Source organism: Microbacterium sp. 3J1 (assembly GCF_001049495.1).
Classification (GTDB): domain Bacteria; phylum Actinomycetota; class Actinomycetes; order Actinomycetales; family Microbacteriaceae; genus Microbacterium.
In genome coordinates this window covers 29,845-47,574 of sequence record NZ_CDWI01000009.1, presented here as the reverse complement: position 1 = coordinate 47,574, position 17,730 = coordinate 29,845, and the positions used below count along the sequence as shown (strand labels likewise).

Annotated in this window: 12 protein-coding genes; 10 read left to right on the top strand and 2 right to left on the bottom strand. The window is 63.5% G+C overall.

Going from position 1 to position 17,730, the window contains the following annotated elements:
• Positions 1 to 130 precede the first annotated feature (130 nt).
• From BN2660_RS06760 to BN2660_RS06725, 8 genes are all read left to right on the top strand, one after another.
• Positions 131 to 1,216 carry an extracellular solute-binding protein gene (locus BN2660_RS06760; protein ID WP_255305070.1) on the top strand — a complete coding sequence of 362 codons (1,086 nt, stop codon included), beginning with the start codon at positions 131 to 133 and terminating at the stop codon, positions 1,214 to 1,216.
• 42 nt (positions 1,217 to 1,258) lie between these two features.
• Positions 1,259 to 2,275, top strand: coding sequence for an ABC transporter ATP-binding protein (locus BN2660_RS06755; RefSeq protein ID WP_091229047.1), 1,017 nt, complete (start codon positions 1,259 to 1,261; stop codon positions 2,273 to 2,275).
• A 97-nt stretch (positions 2,276 to 2,372) separates the two neighbouring features.
• A complete protein-coding gene (locus tag BN2660_RS06750) occupies positions 2,373 to 4,181 on the top strand; it encodes an ABC transporter permease (protein ID WP_369690541.1) in 1,809 nt (602 codons plus the stop codon).
• Positions 4,178 to 5,215, top strand: coding sequence for a LacI family DNA-binding transcriptional regulator (locus tag BN2660_RS06745; protein ID WP_091229044.1), 1,038 nt, complete (start codon positions 4,178 to 4,180; stop codon positions 5,213 to 5,215). Before BN2660_RS06750 ends, BN2660_RS06745 begins: the two co-directional genes overlap by 4 nt.
• 40 nt (positions 5,216 to 5,255) lie before the next feature.
• Positions 5,256 to 6,167: a metallophosphoesterase gene (locus BN2660_RS06740; RefSeq protein ID WP_091229040.1), complete on the top strand. Its 912-nt coding sequence runs from the start codon at positions 5,256 to 5,258 to the stop codon at positions 6,165 to 6,167.
• A gap of 678 nt (positions 6,168 to 6,845) precedes the next feature.
• Positions 6,846 to 8,678, top strand: coding sequence for a DUF262 domain-containing protein (locus tag BN2660_RS06735; protein ID WP_176697116.1), 1,833 nt, complete (start codon positions 6,846 to 6,848; stop codon positions 8,676 to 8,678).
• A gap of 1,090 nt (positions 8,679 to 9,768) precedes the next feature.
• Positions 9,769 to 11,367 carry an Eco57I restriction-modification methylase domain-containing protein gene (locus BN2660_RS06730; RefSeq protein ID WP_091229670.1) on the top strand — a complete coding sequence of 533 codons (1,599 nt, stop codon included), beginning with the start codon at positions 9,769 to 9,771 and terminating at the stop codon, positions 11,365 to 11,367.
• Between the two features lie 2 nt (positions 11,368 to 11,369).
• Entirely contained in the window at positions 11,370 to 12,281 is a 912-nt protein-coding gene (locus BN2660_RS06725) for a XamI family restriction endonuclease (RefSeq protein WP_091229029.1), read from the top strand.
• Positions 12,282 to 12,615: 334 nt separating this feature from the next.
• Here BN2660_RS06725 and BN2660_RS16435 read toward each other — a convergent pair whose 3' ends face one another.
• Complete coding sequence (locus tag BN2660_RS16435; protein ID WP_141651255.1) at positions 12,616 to 13,383, bottom strand: hypothetical protein; 768 nt, start codon at positions 13,381 to 13,383, stop codon at positions 12,616 to 12,618.
• 86 nt (positions 13,384 to 13,469) lie between these two features.
• Positions 13,470 to 14,906 carry an AAA family ATPase gene (locus BN2660_RS06720; protein WP_176697115.1) on the bottom strand — a complete coding sequence of 479 codons (1,437 nt, stop codon included), beginning with the start codon at positions 14,904 to 14,906 and terminating at the stop codon, positions 13,470 to 13,472.
• 225 nt (positions 14,907 to 15,131) lie between these two features.
• On the opposite strand from BN2660_RS06720, the gene BN2660_RS06715 reads away from it, so the two are divergent.
• Positions 15,132 to 16,133 (top strand): SDR family NAD(P)-dependent oxidoreductase, encoded by a 1,002-nt coding sequence (locus BN2660_RS06715; RefSeq protein ID WP_091229022.1) that lies wholly within the window; start codon positions 15,132 to 15,134, stop codon positions 16,131 to 16,133.
• Positions 16,134 to 16,191: 58 nt separating this feature from the next.
• Positions 16,192 to 17,361: an ATP/GTP-binding protein gene (locus BN2660_RS06710; RefSeq protein WP_091229018.1), complete on the top strand. Its 1,170-nt coding sequence runs from the start codon at positions 16,192 to 16,194 to the stop codon at positions 17,359 to 17,361.
• The last annotated feature ends 369 nt before the right edge of the window (positions 17,362 to 17,730 follow it).

Genomic DNA, 17,730 nt, shown 5'->3' with positions numbered 1-17,730 from the left:
CGTTCATCTTCGCCGCCTAGCTTGAGTGCGGACGCGCGACCGCGCATACGAAAGCAATCATTCTTTGTGAGTTAGCAACAAGAACGAGTACTGTCAGAACGACAGAGCTCGAAGGCGAGAAAGGACGAACATGGTCGACATGCGGAAGAAGCGCTGGTCTCTCATCGGAATCACGGCGGTGGCAGCGATCGCGCTGACCGGCTGCACGGCGGGTGACGACGGTTCGTCCGACGGCTCGGGCGAGGGCGAGAGCGGCGGCTCCGACGAGACGCTCATCGTCTACACGAACTCGAACAGCGACGGCCGCGGCGAGTGGATCACCGAGCAGGCGGCTGAGGCCGGGATCGACATCGAGATCGTGGGCCTGGGCGGCGCCGACCTCACCAACCGCATCATCGCCGAGAAGAGCAACCCGGTCGGCGACGTCGTGTTCGGCCTGAACAACATGTTCTTCGAGCAGCTCAAGGCCGAAGAGGCGATCACCGCCTACGAGCCCGAGTGGAGCGGAGAGGTTCCCGCGGATGCCGGCGACCCCGCCGACGGCGCCTTCTGGCCGCTCGTCGAGCAGGCGATCGTCACCGTCTACGACGAGAACTCGATCACCGACGCCCCCTCCGACGAGGAGGACCTCTGGACCGACGAGAAGTACGCCGGCCGTTTCGAGGTCAACCCGGCACTTGGTCAGGCGACCCCGCAGCTCGTGCTCGCCAGCATCCTCTCCCGTCACCTCGATGAGGACGGCGACCTCGGCGTCAGCGACGAGGGGTGGAAGGTCGTCGAGTCGTACTACGCGAACGGCTCCCCCGCGGTCGAGGGCACCGACCTCTACGCCCGCATCACGCGCGGCGAGGTCGACTACGGCGTGCTGCCGTCGAGCGGCATCGCGGCCCGCGACGAGGAGTACGGCACGAAGACGGGCATGATCGTGCCCGACTACGGCGTGCCGTACGTGACCGAGCAGATCGCGCAGATCAACGGTTCCGGCAACGACGACAAGGCGCAGGAGTTCATCGACTGGTTCGGCAGCGCCGAGGTCCAGGGCGAGTTCGCCGCGGAGTTCAACGCCATGCCCGTCAACGAGGGCGCGGTCGAGCAGGCCAACCCCGAGGTCGTCGAGCTCATGGACACGCTCGAGCGTCAGGACATCGACTTCGGCTTCGTGAGCGAGAACCTCGGCGCCTGGGTCGAGAAGGTCACGCTCGAGTACATCGGCTGATCGAGCCTCCACCCCTCATCCAGGACGACCGGAAAAGACACCATGATCCGTTTCGAAGATGTCGAGGTCGCATTCGGCGATCACCGTGCGGTCTCGCACCTCGATCTGGAGATCCAGGAGGGTGAGTTCTTCACCCTCCTGGGTCCGTCCGGATGCGGCAAGACCACGGCCCTCCGCGCACTCGCAGGGTTCGTCGAGCCGACCGGCGGGCGCATCCACATCGCCGGCCGCGACGTCACGCGCGTGCCCAGCGAGAAGCGCGGCGTGGGCATGGTGTTCCAGAACTACGCGCTGTTCCCCAGCATGAACGTGCGGGAGAACATCGCGTTCGGCCTCTCCGTGCAGAAGGTGTCGAAGGCCGAGCAGCGCCGCCGTGTCGACGAGGTCGCCGACCGCACCGGCCTGGCCCTCTCGCAGCTCGAGCGGAACGTGTCGGAGCTCTCGGGCGGACAGCAGCAGCGCGTGGCGATCGCCCGCGCTCTCGCGCTGACCCCCAGCATCCTGCTGCTCGACGAGCCGCTGTCGAACCTCGACGCGAAGCTCCGCGTGCAGCTGCGTGAGCAGCTCAAGGAGCTGCAGCACGAGGTCGGCGTGACCACGGTCTACGTCACGCACGATCAGGAGGAGGCGCTCACCCTCAGCGACCGCATCGCCGTGCTTGACGCGGGCACGCTGCAGCAGGTCGGTACTCCCGAGGAGATCTACGACCGCAGCGCGACCCCGTTCGTCTGCCGGTTCATCGGCGAGAACAACCGCCTCAGCCCGGCGCAGATCGTCAGCCTGGGCGGCGGGCTGGATGCCACGGCGGAGACCTACGTGCGGCCCGAGAAGCTGCACCTCGCCGAGGCTGACGACAGCTCGACCGCATCCGGGTCACTCGACGGCACCATCGTCGATCGCACCTACCACGGCAGCCACAGCGTCTACACGGTGCGCGCCGAGGATGCTCCGCTTCGCGTGAGCGTTCCGGCCGCGGCGAGCGCCCGCCAGTGGAACCCGGGCGACGCCGTACGCGTCGACGTCGACCGCCGCTGGATCCTGCAGTATCCGGCGGCGTGACATGTCGGACCAGACCCCTCAGAACCCTCAGAACCCTCAGAACCCCATGAACCCCGTGGTCCCGCCGTCAGCGGCCGTGACCGGAGAAGCCGGCTCCTTGACGACCGTAGCTGTCGTCGAGGGTCAGACGGCGGGACCGCGGCTCCGCAAGAGAGGTCGCCCCGGCAGCATCCGGGCGATGCTCCGCTCGCCCCTCGCGTGGATCACGGGCATCGTCGTGATCTGGTTCGCGGCGGCGTTCCTCGTGCTGCCGAACGCCGCCCTGCTCGGCGTCACGTTCTTCCCCGACGGGCAGTTCAGCACCCGCGCCGTCGAGAAGCTGTTGGGCAGCGAGCGCGCACTGAAGACGCTCGGCAACAGCTTCCTGCTCGCGGTGACTCTATCGATCACGGTCAACGTGGTCGGTGTGTTCATCGTGCTGGTGACGAAGTACTTCCAGGTGCGCGGCGCGAAGATCCTCTGGCTCGGCTATGCCACGACCCTGATCTACGGCGGCATCGTGCTGGCCGCCGGATACAACTTCATCTACGGCCGGTTCGGGTTCTTCACGAACCTCATGGTCAATATCTGGCCCGACATGGACCGCGACTGGTTCTCGGGCTACTTCGCCGTCGTCTTCGTGATGACGTTCGCGACCACGACGAACCACATGCTGTTCCTCTCCTCCTCCCTCGGCAAGGTCGACTACGCGTCGATCGAGGCGGCCAAGCTCATGGGAGCGTCGACCTGGACGATCCTCCGCCGCATCGTTCTGCCCGTCATGAAGCCGATGCTGTTCGCGGTCACCGTGCTGACCTTCCTCATCGGGCTCGGCGCGCTGACCGCCCCGCTCGTGCTCGGCGGGCCCGACTTCCAGACCGTCGCGCCGCTGATCATCGATCTGTCGCGCAGCCCGATCACGCGCGACATCGCGGCGCTGCTGGCGATCGTGCTCGGCATCGCGACGATCATCCTGCTCGCGATCATGAACCGCTTCGAGAAGTCGGGCGTGTACTTCTCGGTCGCGAAGGTGGCGACGCCGATTCAAAAGCAGAGGATCCGCAACCCGTTCGCGAACGTCGTCGTGCACGTCATCGCATACCTGCTGTGGGTGATCTACCTGATCCCCGTCGTGCTCATCGTGATCTTCTCGTTCGTCGATGCGCGCAGCATCCTCGCCGGATCCATCACCCTCGACAGCTTCACGCTCGACAACTACATCACCGTGTTCTCCAGCGCCGAGGCGATCCGTCCGTTCATCGTCAGCGTCGTCTACAGCGCGCTCGCGTCGCTCATCGTCGTCGGCGGTCTGCTGTTCGTGGCGCGGATGCTGCAGAAGCACCGCAACCTGCTGACCAGCGCGATCGAGTACGTGCTGCACATCCCGTGGATCCTGCCGATCGTGCTGATCGCTCTCGCCCTGGTGACCGCGTTCGACGAGCCGCGGGCGATCGTGGGCGGCTTCGTGCTCACGGGCACGCCGATCCTGCTGCTCATCGCGTACATCTGCGTGAAGATCCCGTTCACGCTGCGCCTGCTCAAGGCCGGGTTCGCGTCGGTGCCCGATTCGCTGGAAGACGCCTCGCGCATCCTCGGAGCGAAGTCGCTGACGACGTTCCGCAAGGTGCTGGTTCCGTTGGTATTGCCGACGGCCGCGGCGATCACGGCGCTGAACTTCAACAGCCTGCTCGACGACTACGACGCGGCGATCTTCCTCTATCACCCGCTGTTCAAGCCGCTCGGTGTGGCGATTCAAGAGAGCACGCGCGGCGAGAACAACCTCGACGCGATGCCGATCACGTTCGTCTATACAGTGCTGCTGATGATCATCATGGGTGTCACCATGTATCTCGTGTATGGACGAGGTTCGCGCGGCATGTCTTCGAGAACGAGTGCGCCCCGCAAGGCCCGGAAGGCTCGCGCATGACTGCTGAGTCGGATGGCGTGACGCCCGCTCTGCGGGTGACGATCTCGGATGTGGCGACCGCCGCCGGGGTGTCCCGTGCGACCGCGACCCGGGCGCTGAAGGGCGAGGGGCGCTTCGCTCCCGAGACCCAGGAGCGGATCCTCGCCGAGGCCGAGCGCCTCGGATACGTGCGCAACACGATGGCCGCCGAGCTCGCCGCCGGCCGCACCGGCACCGTCGGACTCATGCTGCGCGACGCGAGCAACCCGGCCTACGGTCTGCTGTTCTCGCGGTTGCAGGATGAGGCGCACAGGCGGGGTCTCGACCTCGTGACCGTGACGATCGGCGCCGATGTGCAGGGCGCCGAGCAGGTCAATGCGCTGCACCGGCTGCTCGGCATGCGCGTCGCCGGACTCATCGTCGCGACCGGTGGCATCACGGCCGCGCAGCTCGAGCCGTTCGCCGACCAGGTGCCGATCGTGCGCGCGGGGCGGGTCGAGACAGCCGAGGGGATTCATACGGCGCACTATGACGATCCGGCGCACGGGCGGATGCTGGCCTCGCATGTCTTGTCGTTGGGGCACCGGCGGGTGGTGGTGCTCTCTGGCGCGGAGGATGTGTCTTTTGCGGAGCATCTGCGGGCGTCGGCGATGGAGTCGACGTTGGTCGCTGGTGGGGCGACAGTGACTCGGGTGTCTGCGGGGGCGGCGCCGACCGATGGGGTTGATGAGGCGCTGGATGCCGTGCGCGACGGGGCGACGGCTGTGATGTGCGCGTCGGACTATCGACAATTGGCTGTCATGCGCGCTCTGCGTGCTGCGGGGCTGTCCGTGCCCGGCGATGTGAGCGTGACGGGGTGCGACGGCATCCTGCCCGGGGCCGACCTGCTGGGGCTGACGACGCTGCGGATTCCAGTTGAAGCTGTTGCTGCGGCGGCTGTCGAGACGATGCAGCGGTTGCTTTCGGGCTCGGATGTGGATTCGGATTCTTCGGAGACCGTGCGGCAGCCGTTCGTCGGAACTCTCGTGCCCGGGTCGACCGCCGCGGCCATCTGACTTCTGTCTTGTACTCGTTCGTCGTCTCACTGGAAGAGAAATGATCCTCACCGAGCACTCTCGCCCATCGCACACCTTCGTGCACATCTCCGATACGCACCTTCCCGGTGAACGCGCGCCGCTGTATGGCAGTGGAGCGGATGCGGATGCGAACCTGGCTTCTGTGTTGTCGCGGTTGGTGGCTTCGGGGCTTCGCCCTGACGCGTTGCTGTTCACGGGGGATCTGGCTGATCGAGGGGACGCGTCGTCGTATCGGCGATTGCGGGAGTTGGTGGCGCCGGCGGTCGAGGCGTTGGGGTGTGAGGTCGTGTGGGCCATGGGCAACCATGACGAGCGTGGGGCGATGCGGGCGGAGTTGGGGCTTGCTCTCGAAACGCCGGTTTCCGGTACCGCAGGTGCCGGTTCGGATGCTGTGATCGAGGTGCGTTGGTTCGGTGGGATGCGGGTGATCGTGCTGGATTCGACGGTTCCCGGGCAGCACTGGGGGCGGGTCGATGGGGCGCAGCTGTCATGGCTCGCGGCGGAGCTGGCTACGCCCGCGCCGGAGGGGTCACTGCTGCTGATCCATCACCCGCCGCTGCCGACCGTGCTCGACCTGGCTGTGACGGTGGAGCTGCGGAACCAGTCGGCGCTGGCGGAGGTGCTGGCCGGGTCGGATGTTCGGGGGGTCCTGTCGGGGCACGTGCACCACCCGTCCTTCGGGACGTTCGCGGGGATCCCGGTGGCCGTCGCGTCGTCTAGTGCGTACGGGCAGGATCTGGCGCAGCCTGTGGGGGCTACGCGGGGGCAGGATGCCGCGCAGGGGTACAACCTCGTGCACGTCTATGACGGGACGATCGTGCACTCCGTGGTGTCGCTGGAGTGCGGGGCGGATGTCGGGGAGCCAGTTGCGGCGGGGGCGGCCGGGCGGAGGATTGCTGGGCGGGGGATTTCTTGGCGTCAGCATGTTTAGGCGTCGCGTCAGATTCCTCCGCAAAGCGGGCTAGTACGGCCCGGCCCTCGCTTCGCGAGGGATCCAGCTGTCCCCTCACGCGACCTCCGTCGCGGGCCAGGCAGCGACGGACACCGCTCGTGTGATCGGGCGAGCAAGAAAAGCGTTTGCGTACCTCATCTCATTCGTGATCGTCCTCATCGACGTATGTCCAAAGATGATCGATGTCGAATTCCGGGGGCATGGCATCAAGGAAGTCGTATGCGATTCGAAGGGCCTCTAGCGCCTCCCGCTTGCTCGGAAAGTCACCCTCGTATGCTCCAGTCCCAATGCGAGTAAACCCGGCCTTCTCTAGTCGCTTCCGCAGATGCTGCTGCTGGGAGTTGGGGGACGGTCCGTTGATTGAAGTTCTAAGAATCGCTCTTGCCATACGCGAATCATCACATAATGTCGATCTGCTGGACAGTGTCAGTCGTCATCCGGTTCACCTCGCATCTAGTCGCTTGTTCAGCTGAATCCTTCCGGTAGGGCAGCACCACCGCCTTGCCGTCATCGAGGACGACAGCCCGCCGTCCGATGAAGGATACGGAGGCCGCAGACGATCCGCGGCCGCGCACCGGGCGCTGTCGGGTGTCGACGTCTGACACGAGCGAGGACCGGGTGCGGGTCGATCTGTATAGTCGCCGCTACGCTCTAGTCGTGATCAAGCACGTTGACGACCTGCCCTTGTCCAAAGTTTTTGACACTGACCTACCCTCCTTTTTCGTCGTGCCGAAGTACCAGCGCGAGTACGTCTGGGGTCAGAGCGACTGGGATGCGCTCTTCGATGACCTCGCCGACAACGAAAGCAACGACGGACACTTCCTGGGGACCTTCCTCGCGGTCAACCGGCAGAACGCGTCCCACATCGCTCCCCGATATGACGTGATCGACGGGCAACAGCGACTCACCACCCTTTCGTTATTGCTCGCCGCGATCTATCGAGTGATATCGAGGGACATAAGCCAGGACGAGGAGGCAATCGTTGAACGCATGCTTCTGCGCAAGATGCTGGTGACGGGCGATGCTGCTCGTCTGTCACCGCAGGAGTCCGGTTCCAACCGCGACGATTACTTTGCAGTCCTGCACAACGCGGGATTACCCCTCACTCCGAAGCCCAAGACACCGAAGTGGATGGGCAATCGACGAATCGAGCGGGCCTTCAGACATTTCGGGAGACTCCTAGGAGCGCACGGTCAGCGCAACGCGAAAGACGACCTCTGGGCCGCTCGCGACATGCTCGGACGCGTCAAACGGGCGGTGTTGGTGAAGCTCGAGGTCGGGACATACTCGGATGCCTTCAAGCTGTTCGAGTCCCTGAACAACCGGGGCAAGCCTCTCACGCCGATTGACTTGATCAAGAACTCGCTTCTCGCGCGGGCCGAAGCAACCGAGGGCGTCACGCTCGACGGCGTGTACGACGATTGGACTACATGGCTTGATCGACTCGGTGACGACTACAGCACGCAAGAGCGATTCTTCCGCCAGTTCTATAACGCGATGAAGGATGTCTGGGGCCTCTCGATCGCGGGCGCACCTGTCGCCACTCGCTCAAACCTCATCCGCATTTACGAGGAACAGATCGAGAAGCGGCTCGTTGACTCCGATGAGCTTCACCATCCTGGCCTTCTCACTGGCCTTGACCTAGCCACGGAACAATACGAGCGCTTGATCACTCTGGCGCCGGACGCTTGGGAGACCTCCGAGCTCAACCGGGCGCTCGCCGACCTAGTCCGATCGGAAGGAACAACCGCGCAGGTGTTGATGCTGTATCTGCTGCTCAAACAGAGCGAGCGGCGTCTAACTGACTCTGATCTCTTGAAACTCACCCGGCTACTCGTTGCTTTCTCTGTACGGCGCAACATGACGAATCAGCCGCCTACCTACGAGCTTCAGCGCTTGTTCATGGAAGTGATCCACGACCTCGAGCGCCTCGATTCGACAGGCGAGCAGGTCTATGACGTCGTGCTTCGGAGACTCAGCGCACGTTCAGCTGACGACGTGGATTTCGCGCGATCTCTCGGCGGCCCCATCTACGAGGATCACACCAACGTGGCGAGGTTCATCTTGGTTCAGCTCGCGAAGCAGAGCATGACCAAGGAGTCATGGCAAGACCTGTGGGCGCGCGATCAGAACCAGTCCGGGACCGCAACCTACCGCTGGACCATCGAACATGTGCTCCCCCAGACCGAACACCTTGGCAAGGATTGGGTGGAAATGTTGGGCGGAGCCACAGCTGCCAGCGCGACGCAATTGGCACACGTACACGAGCTCGGTAACCTAACGATCACTGGCTTCAATGCCTCCCTAGGAAAGAAGAGCTTCATCGACAAGCGGGACCGCGTCGACGAAGCTGGTCATCCAATCGGCTACCTCAATGGGCTCAACCTCAATTCAGATCTCGCTGCTCGCGACACATGGAACGAAGATGCACTTACTCGCAGGACCGCCACCCTCATTGGAAAGGTCATAGCCGCCTTCCCTCTTGCATGACAAAGGGAGGCGGGATTCCTGACTCACGCGAGGCGCTCTGGGACAGAGGTCCGACTCTGCCATGATCGTGGTCGCGATCGGAGCCTTCGACTGGCACTCCACCGAGCCGTCGCCCCTCAGGCGGATGCCGAGGAGCGAATGGTTCGTGATGGTCCCCAACCTCGTGCTGGTGCTGCTGACCCACAATCTGGTGTTTGGGGTTGTCGTCCTGGCGCTGGTCGCGCCGGTGCTGTTCCTGCGACGCCTGGCGCACTTCGCCTCGGTGTCTTGGACCTTGTCGGGTGCGGCGGTGCCGTCGCCTACACCGGGACCGGGGAGCTGCTCGTCCACGCGGGAGGGTTGGCTGCCCCGGGTTTCTGCGGCTTCGGCACCATCGAGCGCCGCGCCGATGGTGCTCGATCCATGCCGACGTGACATACGTCCGGTTGCCACATGCTCGAGGGGCCTGCGGGAACCTGCTGCTCTGGCGCATCGGAACACGCTAGCCGGCCGACAGCGATCTGACGCAAGATCCGGCCTGCACCGAACATATGAGGACGAAGCGACGCGCGCAGCACCGCATGTCTCACATTCTCGATAGGGGCGCGCCGAGGGCGCCGGAGGCGCGCTATAGATGAGGGAGCCACATGCCACACAACACGGGGCGACGATTACGTCCCCCCTGAGGATCTCTGGCATCCATTTCACCAAGGTAGGCCGGTTGTATAGAGTCGACCTATGGGCCGCCCCCGCATCGATGACTCTCTCGCCGATCAGTACGGCACCCTGCACTCGGTCACTGTGCACCCGACAGGGAAGAGCACTTATCGGGCTCGCGCTCGCGTCTGCTACCTGAGCCACGAAGGCGAGTGGAAGTGGGTTGCACGGTGCCTAGACGGAGCGACACCAGAAGCCGCCCGCGCCGATCTCATCAAGCGCGTAACCGATGTGATCGGGTGCCGCACACAGGAGGAGATGAATCGCATTACCGGCGGCTTACATCGCGGTCACAAGCATGTCCCTGCCGGCGTGCTCCCTCGTACGTGACCGTCAGCGCGCTCGCTCGAGTCGCTCGTGCGTAACGTCTGACCCCTCGGGCAGAATGGTCCGTATGGGTCAGCTTCAAACGCTTGGTGATGTCGTGCGTGCAACTATCAGCCTCGGAGTCGAAGCGGAAGCGCTCACCGACGCGGAGCGCGCGCTTGTCGACGAACACCGAAACGGCGGAGAGCTTCCGGACACGGCAAGTCTCGGGGCGAAGATCCTCGCGGGCGGGGATCCCCTGGGAGATGCGTACGCCGAGATTGTGTCCGCGACCGACCGCCGCCCGTTGGGGCAGACCTACACGCCCTCCCCCATCATCGAGTCGATGCTGTCGTGGGCAGCTCGTCGTCCAAATCCGGGGCGCATCGTTGATCCCGGCGCGGGATCAGGCCGATACCTCCTCGCGGCGGCGCGCGCATTCCCTGACGCAGATCTCGTCGCGCTAGAGATCGACGCCCTCTCGGGCCTCATGCTCCGCGCTAACGTCCGCGCCGCCGGGCTGTCCGACCGCGCGACGGTAGTACTCGGCGACTACCGGTCGGCGAACCTTGCACACATCGACGCGCCAACGCTCTACATCGGCAATCCGCCATATGTCCGGCACCACCAGATCGACGCCGAGTGGAAGGAGTGGCTCATCTCTACTGCGATGGCCCGGGGATACAGGGCCAGCAAGCTCGCTGGCCTTCACATTCACTTCTTCCTCGCGACCGCCGAGCACGCGCGCGAAGGCGATTACGGCGCGTTCATCACCAGCTCCGAGTGGATGGATGTGAACTACGGCAGTGTTCTGCGCGAGTTGCTCCTCGGCTCACTGGGCGGAACTGAGATCCACGTCATCGAACCCAAGTCGGAGACCTTCACGGATGCCATGACCACGGGAGCAATCACATGCTTCCAGATCGGCGGCGCTGAACCGTCGATGCGTCTCCGACGTGTCGAGTCGGTCGAGGCTCTCGGCGGTCTCGGACTCGGCGCCGAGGTCTCTCGTGCTCGCCTCGCCGAGTCAAGCCGCTGGTCGGTGCTCATGCGAACGGCGGTGCAGATCCCCGATGACCACATCGAACTCGGCGAGCTGTGCCGGGTGCACCGTGGCAGCGTCACAGGCGCGAACGCCGTGTGGGTCGCGCGTCCCGGCGCGGTCGAGTTGCCCGAGTCTGTACTCTTCCCATCCGTGACTAAGGCTCGGGAACTCTTCAAGGCGGGCGAGCGCTTGACCGAAGAGGGCGACCTCCGACGAGTCATCGACTTGCCCGTCGATCTAGACACACTCTCACCCGAGGATCGGAAGCTCGTCGATCGCTTTCTCCGGGCCGCGAAGCGCTCTAACGTGCAAGACGGCTACGTCGCCGCTAATCGACGCGCATGGTGGAGCGTAGGACTGCGGAAGGCCGCTCCGATCCTAGCCACGTATATGGCACGCCGCCCGCCCGCCTTCGTTCTGAACGACGTAGAGGCCCGCCACATCAATATCGCTCACGGGCTCTACCCCCGCGAAGAACTGTCGCCTGTGATCCTGGAAGCTCTCGCGCTTCACCTGCGCTCCGCTGTCGAGCTGTCACAGGGGCGCACGTATGCGGGCGGCCTCACTAAGTTCGAGCCGCGAGAGATGGAACGGCTGACGATCCCAGATCTCTCGCAATTGCGCGCCGCGGTTGAGGTGTGACGATGCCGAGCCGCCCGACCTGGACCGAGGATCAACTCCGAGCAAGCTCTCGACAGGCAATCGAGATCTTCCGGGAGGAGCGGCTCATCGAGCCGCTGGAGAAGTACCTAGAGATCTTCGACAACTACCGCGCCGCGGTCGAGGATCTGATCGAGGGGACAGTCGATCTCTCCCAGCTTTCTGCGCAAGCGATTGAATACGTTACCGACGAGAAGTCGCTCGTCGCAATCCGATACCTTGCCTCGCCATTCATCTCGGAGGATGACCTAAAGGTATTGGCCGATGCATCTCTCGCCCCGAGCGTGCTTCGCAAAGATCCCTTTATGGCGGGCCGCATCGTCGAGGCCGTCATGACGGCGCTGGATCGGCGGCGTTTCCCGTGGATAGGTGAAGACCGCGAACCGACTGAACGCGAACGCGAGAGCGCAATCCTCTCGACGACCTCGATCATCGCGACGTCTCGAGCCCAGACCGCACGGAGGAGCACGTCGAAGGATGAGCAGGAGGAAGCAGTCAAGGCGCGGCTACGCCAGGAGGGGTTTACGGAAGTACCTACGCGCGCGATTCCTAACTCCGCGAGCGCTCCCGAACCAGGGGAGTTCTGCGCCGAAACCCTCTTTGGGACCCGGAAGGCGGATGTCGTCATCCGGCTGTGGGACGGCCGAACTATGCCGCTGGAGTGCAAGGTGAGCAACTCTTCTACCAACAGCGTCAAGCGCCTGAACAACGATGCCGCCGCGAAGGCGAAGACTTGGATTCACGAGTTCGGCGCTAATAACGTCGTGCCCGCCGCGATGCTGTCGGGCGTATTCAAGGTGCATAACCTTGTGTCCGCCCAGGAAGATGGCCTCGCCTTGTTCTGGGCGCACGAACTCGATGCGTTCGTCGAGTTCATCGACTCGACGGTGAACTGAGACCTCGCTTGCCGATGGCGCTTCTCTCCCCCGAAGGCGTCGGGTCCCGACATCTATCAGTCCTGGCGGCAGTGTACAGATCGTGCCCGTTCTAGCGATGCCGCGGGTAATCGAGGCACGAGCGCTCGCATTGCGAGAATCAATGGAGAACGCGAGGCGGAGCCGACGGAGGTTCGCATGAGGCGCGATACCCTTGGCTGGCCGCCTCGATCCTCCGGATTGAGCTGACAGCCCTAGGGCTTGCCTTATCCGGAAGGTCGTCTATGTGGCCAGGTCCGGAAGCGATGGCCAGACCGCCGCCGACTGCACGAGGCGCGCCAACAACTGGCGGCACTCATGGAACAGCTGGGGTGAGACCTTCCCAATCGATTGAGCGGAAGTCGGCCACCCACACCCGAAGGGCTGCGGCCTCCCAGTAGTTCTTGCCGTGGTCGGCTGTCCGCGCGCTGAGACGCGATGTCAACGTGTCTTCCACGGCGTCTTCGAGAATACGCCCCGCCATAGGTCGCACTCGGCGTGACTCGCGGATGTCGCTCAGAAGGTCGGAGAAGGATTGCTTCGCGCGTATGCGATAGCGGTTTCGCAGCTTTCGTTCGTTCAGGTGAGTGCGAAGCAGCTCTGCTTGAGTTGGCGTGACACCGCAACCCGCATCGATGTCGAAAAATAGGTGCGCGGGGTCACCAGAATTCGCACTGGTGGCGGTGAGCCAGATGTGGTCGCTAATCCAGGTGTCCGCGTAGACATTCGGCGATGAGTGGCCGTTACCCTCATTCCTATCAAGATTGCAGTCTTTGCAGGCAGGAGCGAGGTTTCCCGGTTCTACAGCGAGCCAAGGGAAAAGCGCCTTCGGGAACATATGTTCAAGAGTGCTTGGCGTCCCCGCCTGGCAGAAAGGGCACCGTTCAGGGCTCAGCGCGTAGATGTCCGCGATGATGTTCTTGCCGGGCACCGACCCGATCAAGCGGTTCCTGTAGTACCACTTCATATCAGCAACGCCGTGTTCGCCTACCGGTCCGCTCCTGAACAACCGTAGAATCCCAGCATCGACGGATCTTCGGAATGCGCGCTCCTCGGCGGCGAGTGCAGACTCGTGCCAGCGCATGCGGTGCAGTCTCTCGACGTCTGTAATGCCCGGCGTGCAGGCTAGGCGGAGATCGAAGCCGCTCAAGCGCGGCGGGCTTAGGGTCATCAAAAGACTTCAGCTCTCTCGGCGAGCAGGGCGCGCAAGATCATCTTCGCTTCTTCGCCGATGCTTCCGCCAAGTGCGCCGACCGCCTCGTCGTAGTTACCTTGATCGACTGCGCGCAAAAGGAGTGCATAGTGGCCGGAACGCTCTAATTCGACCCCGAAAACTTCGCGCGACAACGTGCCTAGGTTTTCGCCGAACGTTTCAATACTCATGGGGAGGAATTGGGTCCTAATACCACGGCGCCAGATCTTCCGAGCATGACGTCGCGGCACCTGTTGAAGGACCACCGGAGAATGAGTAGCCACGATCGCGAGGCTGTTCGTTTCCGCCACCAGGTCACCGACGGCGCGCATGAAGGCAGAAAGCAAAGGAGGATGTAGATGAGACTCCGGCTCGTCTAGCAGAATCAGGGTGGCTTCGTCGCAGTTCTTGACCAATCCCGCAGCAGTCAGGAGAACAATCTTGTGTCCAGAGCTGAGCTCTTCGAAACCTAGGGTCATCAAGCTGGCAACGCTGTTTAAGTCGTACTCCCCAAGGATCAGGTCTGCCTCACACAAGGTACTGACCGCTTTGAGAAGCCGGTCCGATCTCCCCGCCGACTCACAAGCTCCAACGAGGTCATGGAAGGCCGCAACCTGCGCCGCGCCATCCCTCTCACGACTGGACCCTCCCTCTTCGCGCGAGAGTACGGACAGGCCGAGATGCTTGATCTGGAAAGGACTAAATTCGTCAGCGGGCTCGTCTCGCGGGGGAAAAATATCGAATGCGCTAAATGAAACCGTGACGAGGCCGCTGAGGCGCTTCCCGTCGGAAACATGAACATGCGACGGGTTGGTCTCGGTAGCCGGATCGAGCGCCCGCGATATGTTCTTGAGCATGCGCGTCTTGCCCGCGCCATTCGATCCGATCACGACTTGCAGCGTTCCCGGCACCGTGTCCCCAGGACTGACATCAAAGGTCGTCGTCGGGGATTCGGCTCCGCGGTCGGGCTCGTGCGAGTAGGTAAGCGTGAAGGCCTCCCGAGGCATGCCACCGAGGACAATCCGGCGGTACTGGTCTTGCACAGTCGTCCACTTAACCACCCGCATGATTGACTTTCGTAACACGCGCTCGAACTCGAACCCCGACCTCTGTAGGCGGTCGAGGTCAAGCGTGAGGTCCTGCAGCGCACTAAGCACTGCTCGGCCATCTTCTGCGCCGAGCTGTTCGAAAATGCGTTCGTAGTAGCTAGCGTCTTGCCCGAGGGACATGTATCGCTCGTCCAGGTCAGGAAAAGAGTCCTCGAGCGGAGTCCGAGCAATAGGTCCGCCGAAAGAACCATCCATTCCTTCGCGTCCGATTTTGACCGTACCGAGGAAAACTGGCGGGTCGGGATTGACCGACCACAGCTCGAAGCTAGTCCGGAATCCGTAGTCGTCCCAGGTCTGTCTGATCAAGGTCAGCTCCAAGACGTCCTCCACCTGGACTGGCCGTCGCGTCGGCATGCTGGACACCTCGAATCGGACGGCTCTCGGCATAATTTCCCCTTCGGTCGCATGCAGCTTCTGCTGAGACTAGCGGGGTCGATGCCCACGCGCGTGATGTATGCGTAGGCCATCAAGACGTAGACTACCCATAAGTAGACGCACCGTTGCGAAACCCAAGCCTCAAGGAGCTCCACCATGGCCCTCACCGCATACTCCACCATCGGCGAGTGGATGGACGACCCGACCGGCGGGCCGCTCATCCGCGCACTCTTCGAGCAGACGGGCGCCGACCCCGAGCTCCTCACCCCGGTGCTCGGGCTGCCGCTGCAGCAGCTCGTCGCGATGAGCCAGGGTCAGCTGCCGCAGTCGGTCGTCGACGACCTCGTGCGCGCAGCCAACGGCGGGGAGATCCCCGAGGCCGACGAGTCCGAGGGCTGGACTGAGAAGCCCACCACCGGACGTTTCGCCGGCAAGACCGTGATCGTCACGGGCGCAGCATCCGGAATCGGCAAGGCCACCGCATCCCGCATCGCCCGCGAAGGCGGACGCATCATCGCCTCCGACATCGCCGCCGACAAGCTCGACGCTCTGAAGGCCGAGCTGCCGGATGCCGACATCACCACCGTCGCCGGCGACCTCACCAAGCAGGACGCGATCGACGCCGTCATCGCCGCCGCGGGCGATCGCATCGACGCCCTCGCGAACGTCGCCGGCATCAACGACGACTTCTCCCCCGCGGGCGAGACGACGGACGCCGTCTGGGACCGCGTCATCGCCATCAACCTCACCGCTCCGTTCAAGCTCATGCGCGCAGTGCTGCCGATCATGGAGAAGGCCGGCCGCGGCTCGATCCTGAACGTCTCGAGCGAAGCGGGCCTGCGCGGCAACGCGTCGGGCAACGCCTATACGGCCAGCAAGCACGGCATCATCGGGGTCACGAAGTCCGCGGCGTTCATGTACGGGCCGAAGGGCATCCGCGTGAACTCAGTCGCACCTGGAGGCGTCGCCACCGGCATCCCGATGCCCCCGCACATGTCGGAGTACGGCTCCGGTCGCTTGGCCCCGTTCCAGCAGGCGATCCCGACGGTCGCGACCGCCGAGCACCTCGCCGCATCGATCACGTTCCTGCTGTCGGACGACGCAGTGAACATCAACGGTGCCGTGCTGGCATCCGATGGGGGATGGTCGGTGCAGTAACGTCGCAATGACACGCCCGCTCAACGCGGGAGCGCAATGGGGACGACGAGGGGACGCCATGAAAGTCAGTACGGCACTGGAGCAGAACATCGCCGTATTCGGCGAAGCAGGCAGCGGTAAGACCGTGCTTCTCTCGTCGTTCTACGGCCCGACTCAGGAGCGAGAGTTCGAGAAGACGAGCCCCTACGCCGTGGTCGCGGAGAACCTGGGTCAGCACACCCGTATGTACAGGAATTACCTCGGGATGCGGGACGAGGGTCGACCTCCAGTAGGCGACAGATTCGCGGGACACTCCTATGCGTTCGACATCAAGCCGAGGTCGAACGGACCGGACAAGTCGCTCGCGAAGACAGGTCTCAACTCCCTGAAGCTGGTATGGCATGACTACCCGGGGGAGTGGTTCGAATCGGACGTGAGCGGACCCGAGGAATCGCAGCGACGAATCGACACCTTCCGCTCCCTGATGAGTTCAGACGTCGCTCTTCTTCTTGTCGATGCGAAGAAGCTGGTCGACAACGCGGGCGACGAGCAGCGGTACTTGAAGTCCCTCTTCAAGAACTTCCGCAACGGCATCCGACTGCTCAAGGACGACATCCTCACGAACGGCCAGCCGCTCGTTCAGTTCCCTCGGATCTGGGTCATAGCGCTTTCGAAGGCCGACCTGCTTCCCGACATGAGCGCGCATGACCTGCGAGACCTCGTGACCTTGAAGGCGAGCGACGAGCTTGAGCAATTCCGGGAGCTGATCGAAGAGTTGATTGAGGGGGATACGGCCCTCTCAGTCGGAGAGGACTTCGTCACTCTCTCCTCGGCCCGATTCACCCCGGAGAAGATCGAACTAATGGACCGCATCGGCGTTGACCTTCTCCTGCCCCTCGCCTCCATGCTTCCGCTCGAAAGACATCTTCGGTGGGCTGAGGCCAGCGCACACCCGTTGCCCCAGAAAGTGGCCGAGAATCTGTTGAAGGGAGCCAAACCCTGGGTCAACGTGTTGGTCAATCTGCCGATCCCGAAGAAGGGACCGGTTGGCATCGTCTTGAACGGGATCCGCGCTTTGATCAGCCCGGAGATCATCGACAGCTTCTTCGACGTAGCTGACTCGCAGCTGAAGAAGCTTCAAGAGGCTGCGCTCGCGAAGCATGAGTACCTCAGGGCGATGCTTACAGGGTTCCAGCAGGATCTCGAACGAGGTGAAGCGGAGGACACACTGCTGCGGAGCAACAGGTGATTCTGCTCTGGGCCACCCGCGGACGCGACTGGGGTTTTCGTTTTCTTATCCGCAGAGATCTCGTTGACCCGCTCCCCGAGTACGACCGGGTATTCGCGGGCCACTACGGTCAGCCCGAGGTGTGCGCACGAGTGGACGGCAGAGTGGGTCTTCGATTTGCAGACCCTGACGACCGAAAAGACAGCTCTGGTCGAGCGATCTCGCACGACTTCGTCCTCGAAGGGTCGCTCGGAAACCGGGTCACATCGGTGGACACCGGGATCGAGGTAGTGTGGCCGATGGTCGCCTCGCGGTATGCGACCGCCTGGGACTCCAAAGCCCCGCCTTCGGCCTTCGCGTAGACGCAACCGAGTGGAGGATCGGCCAGGT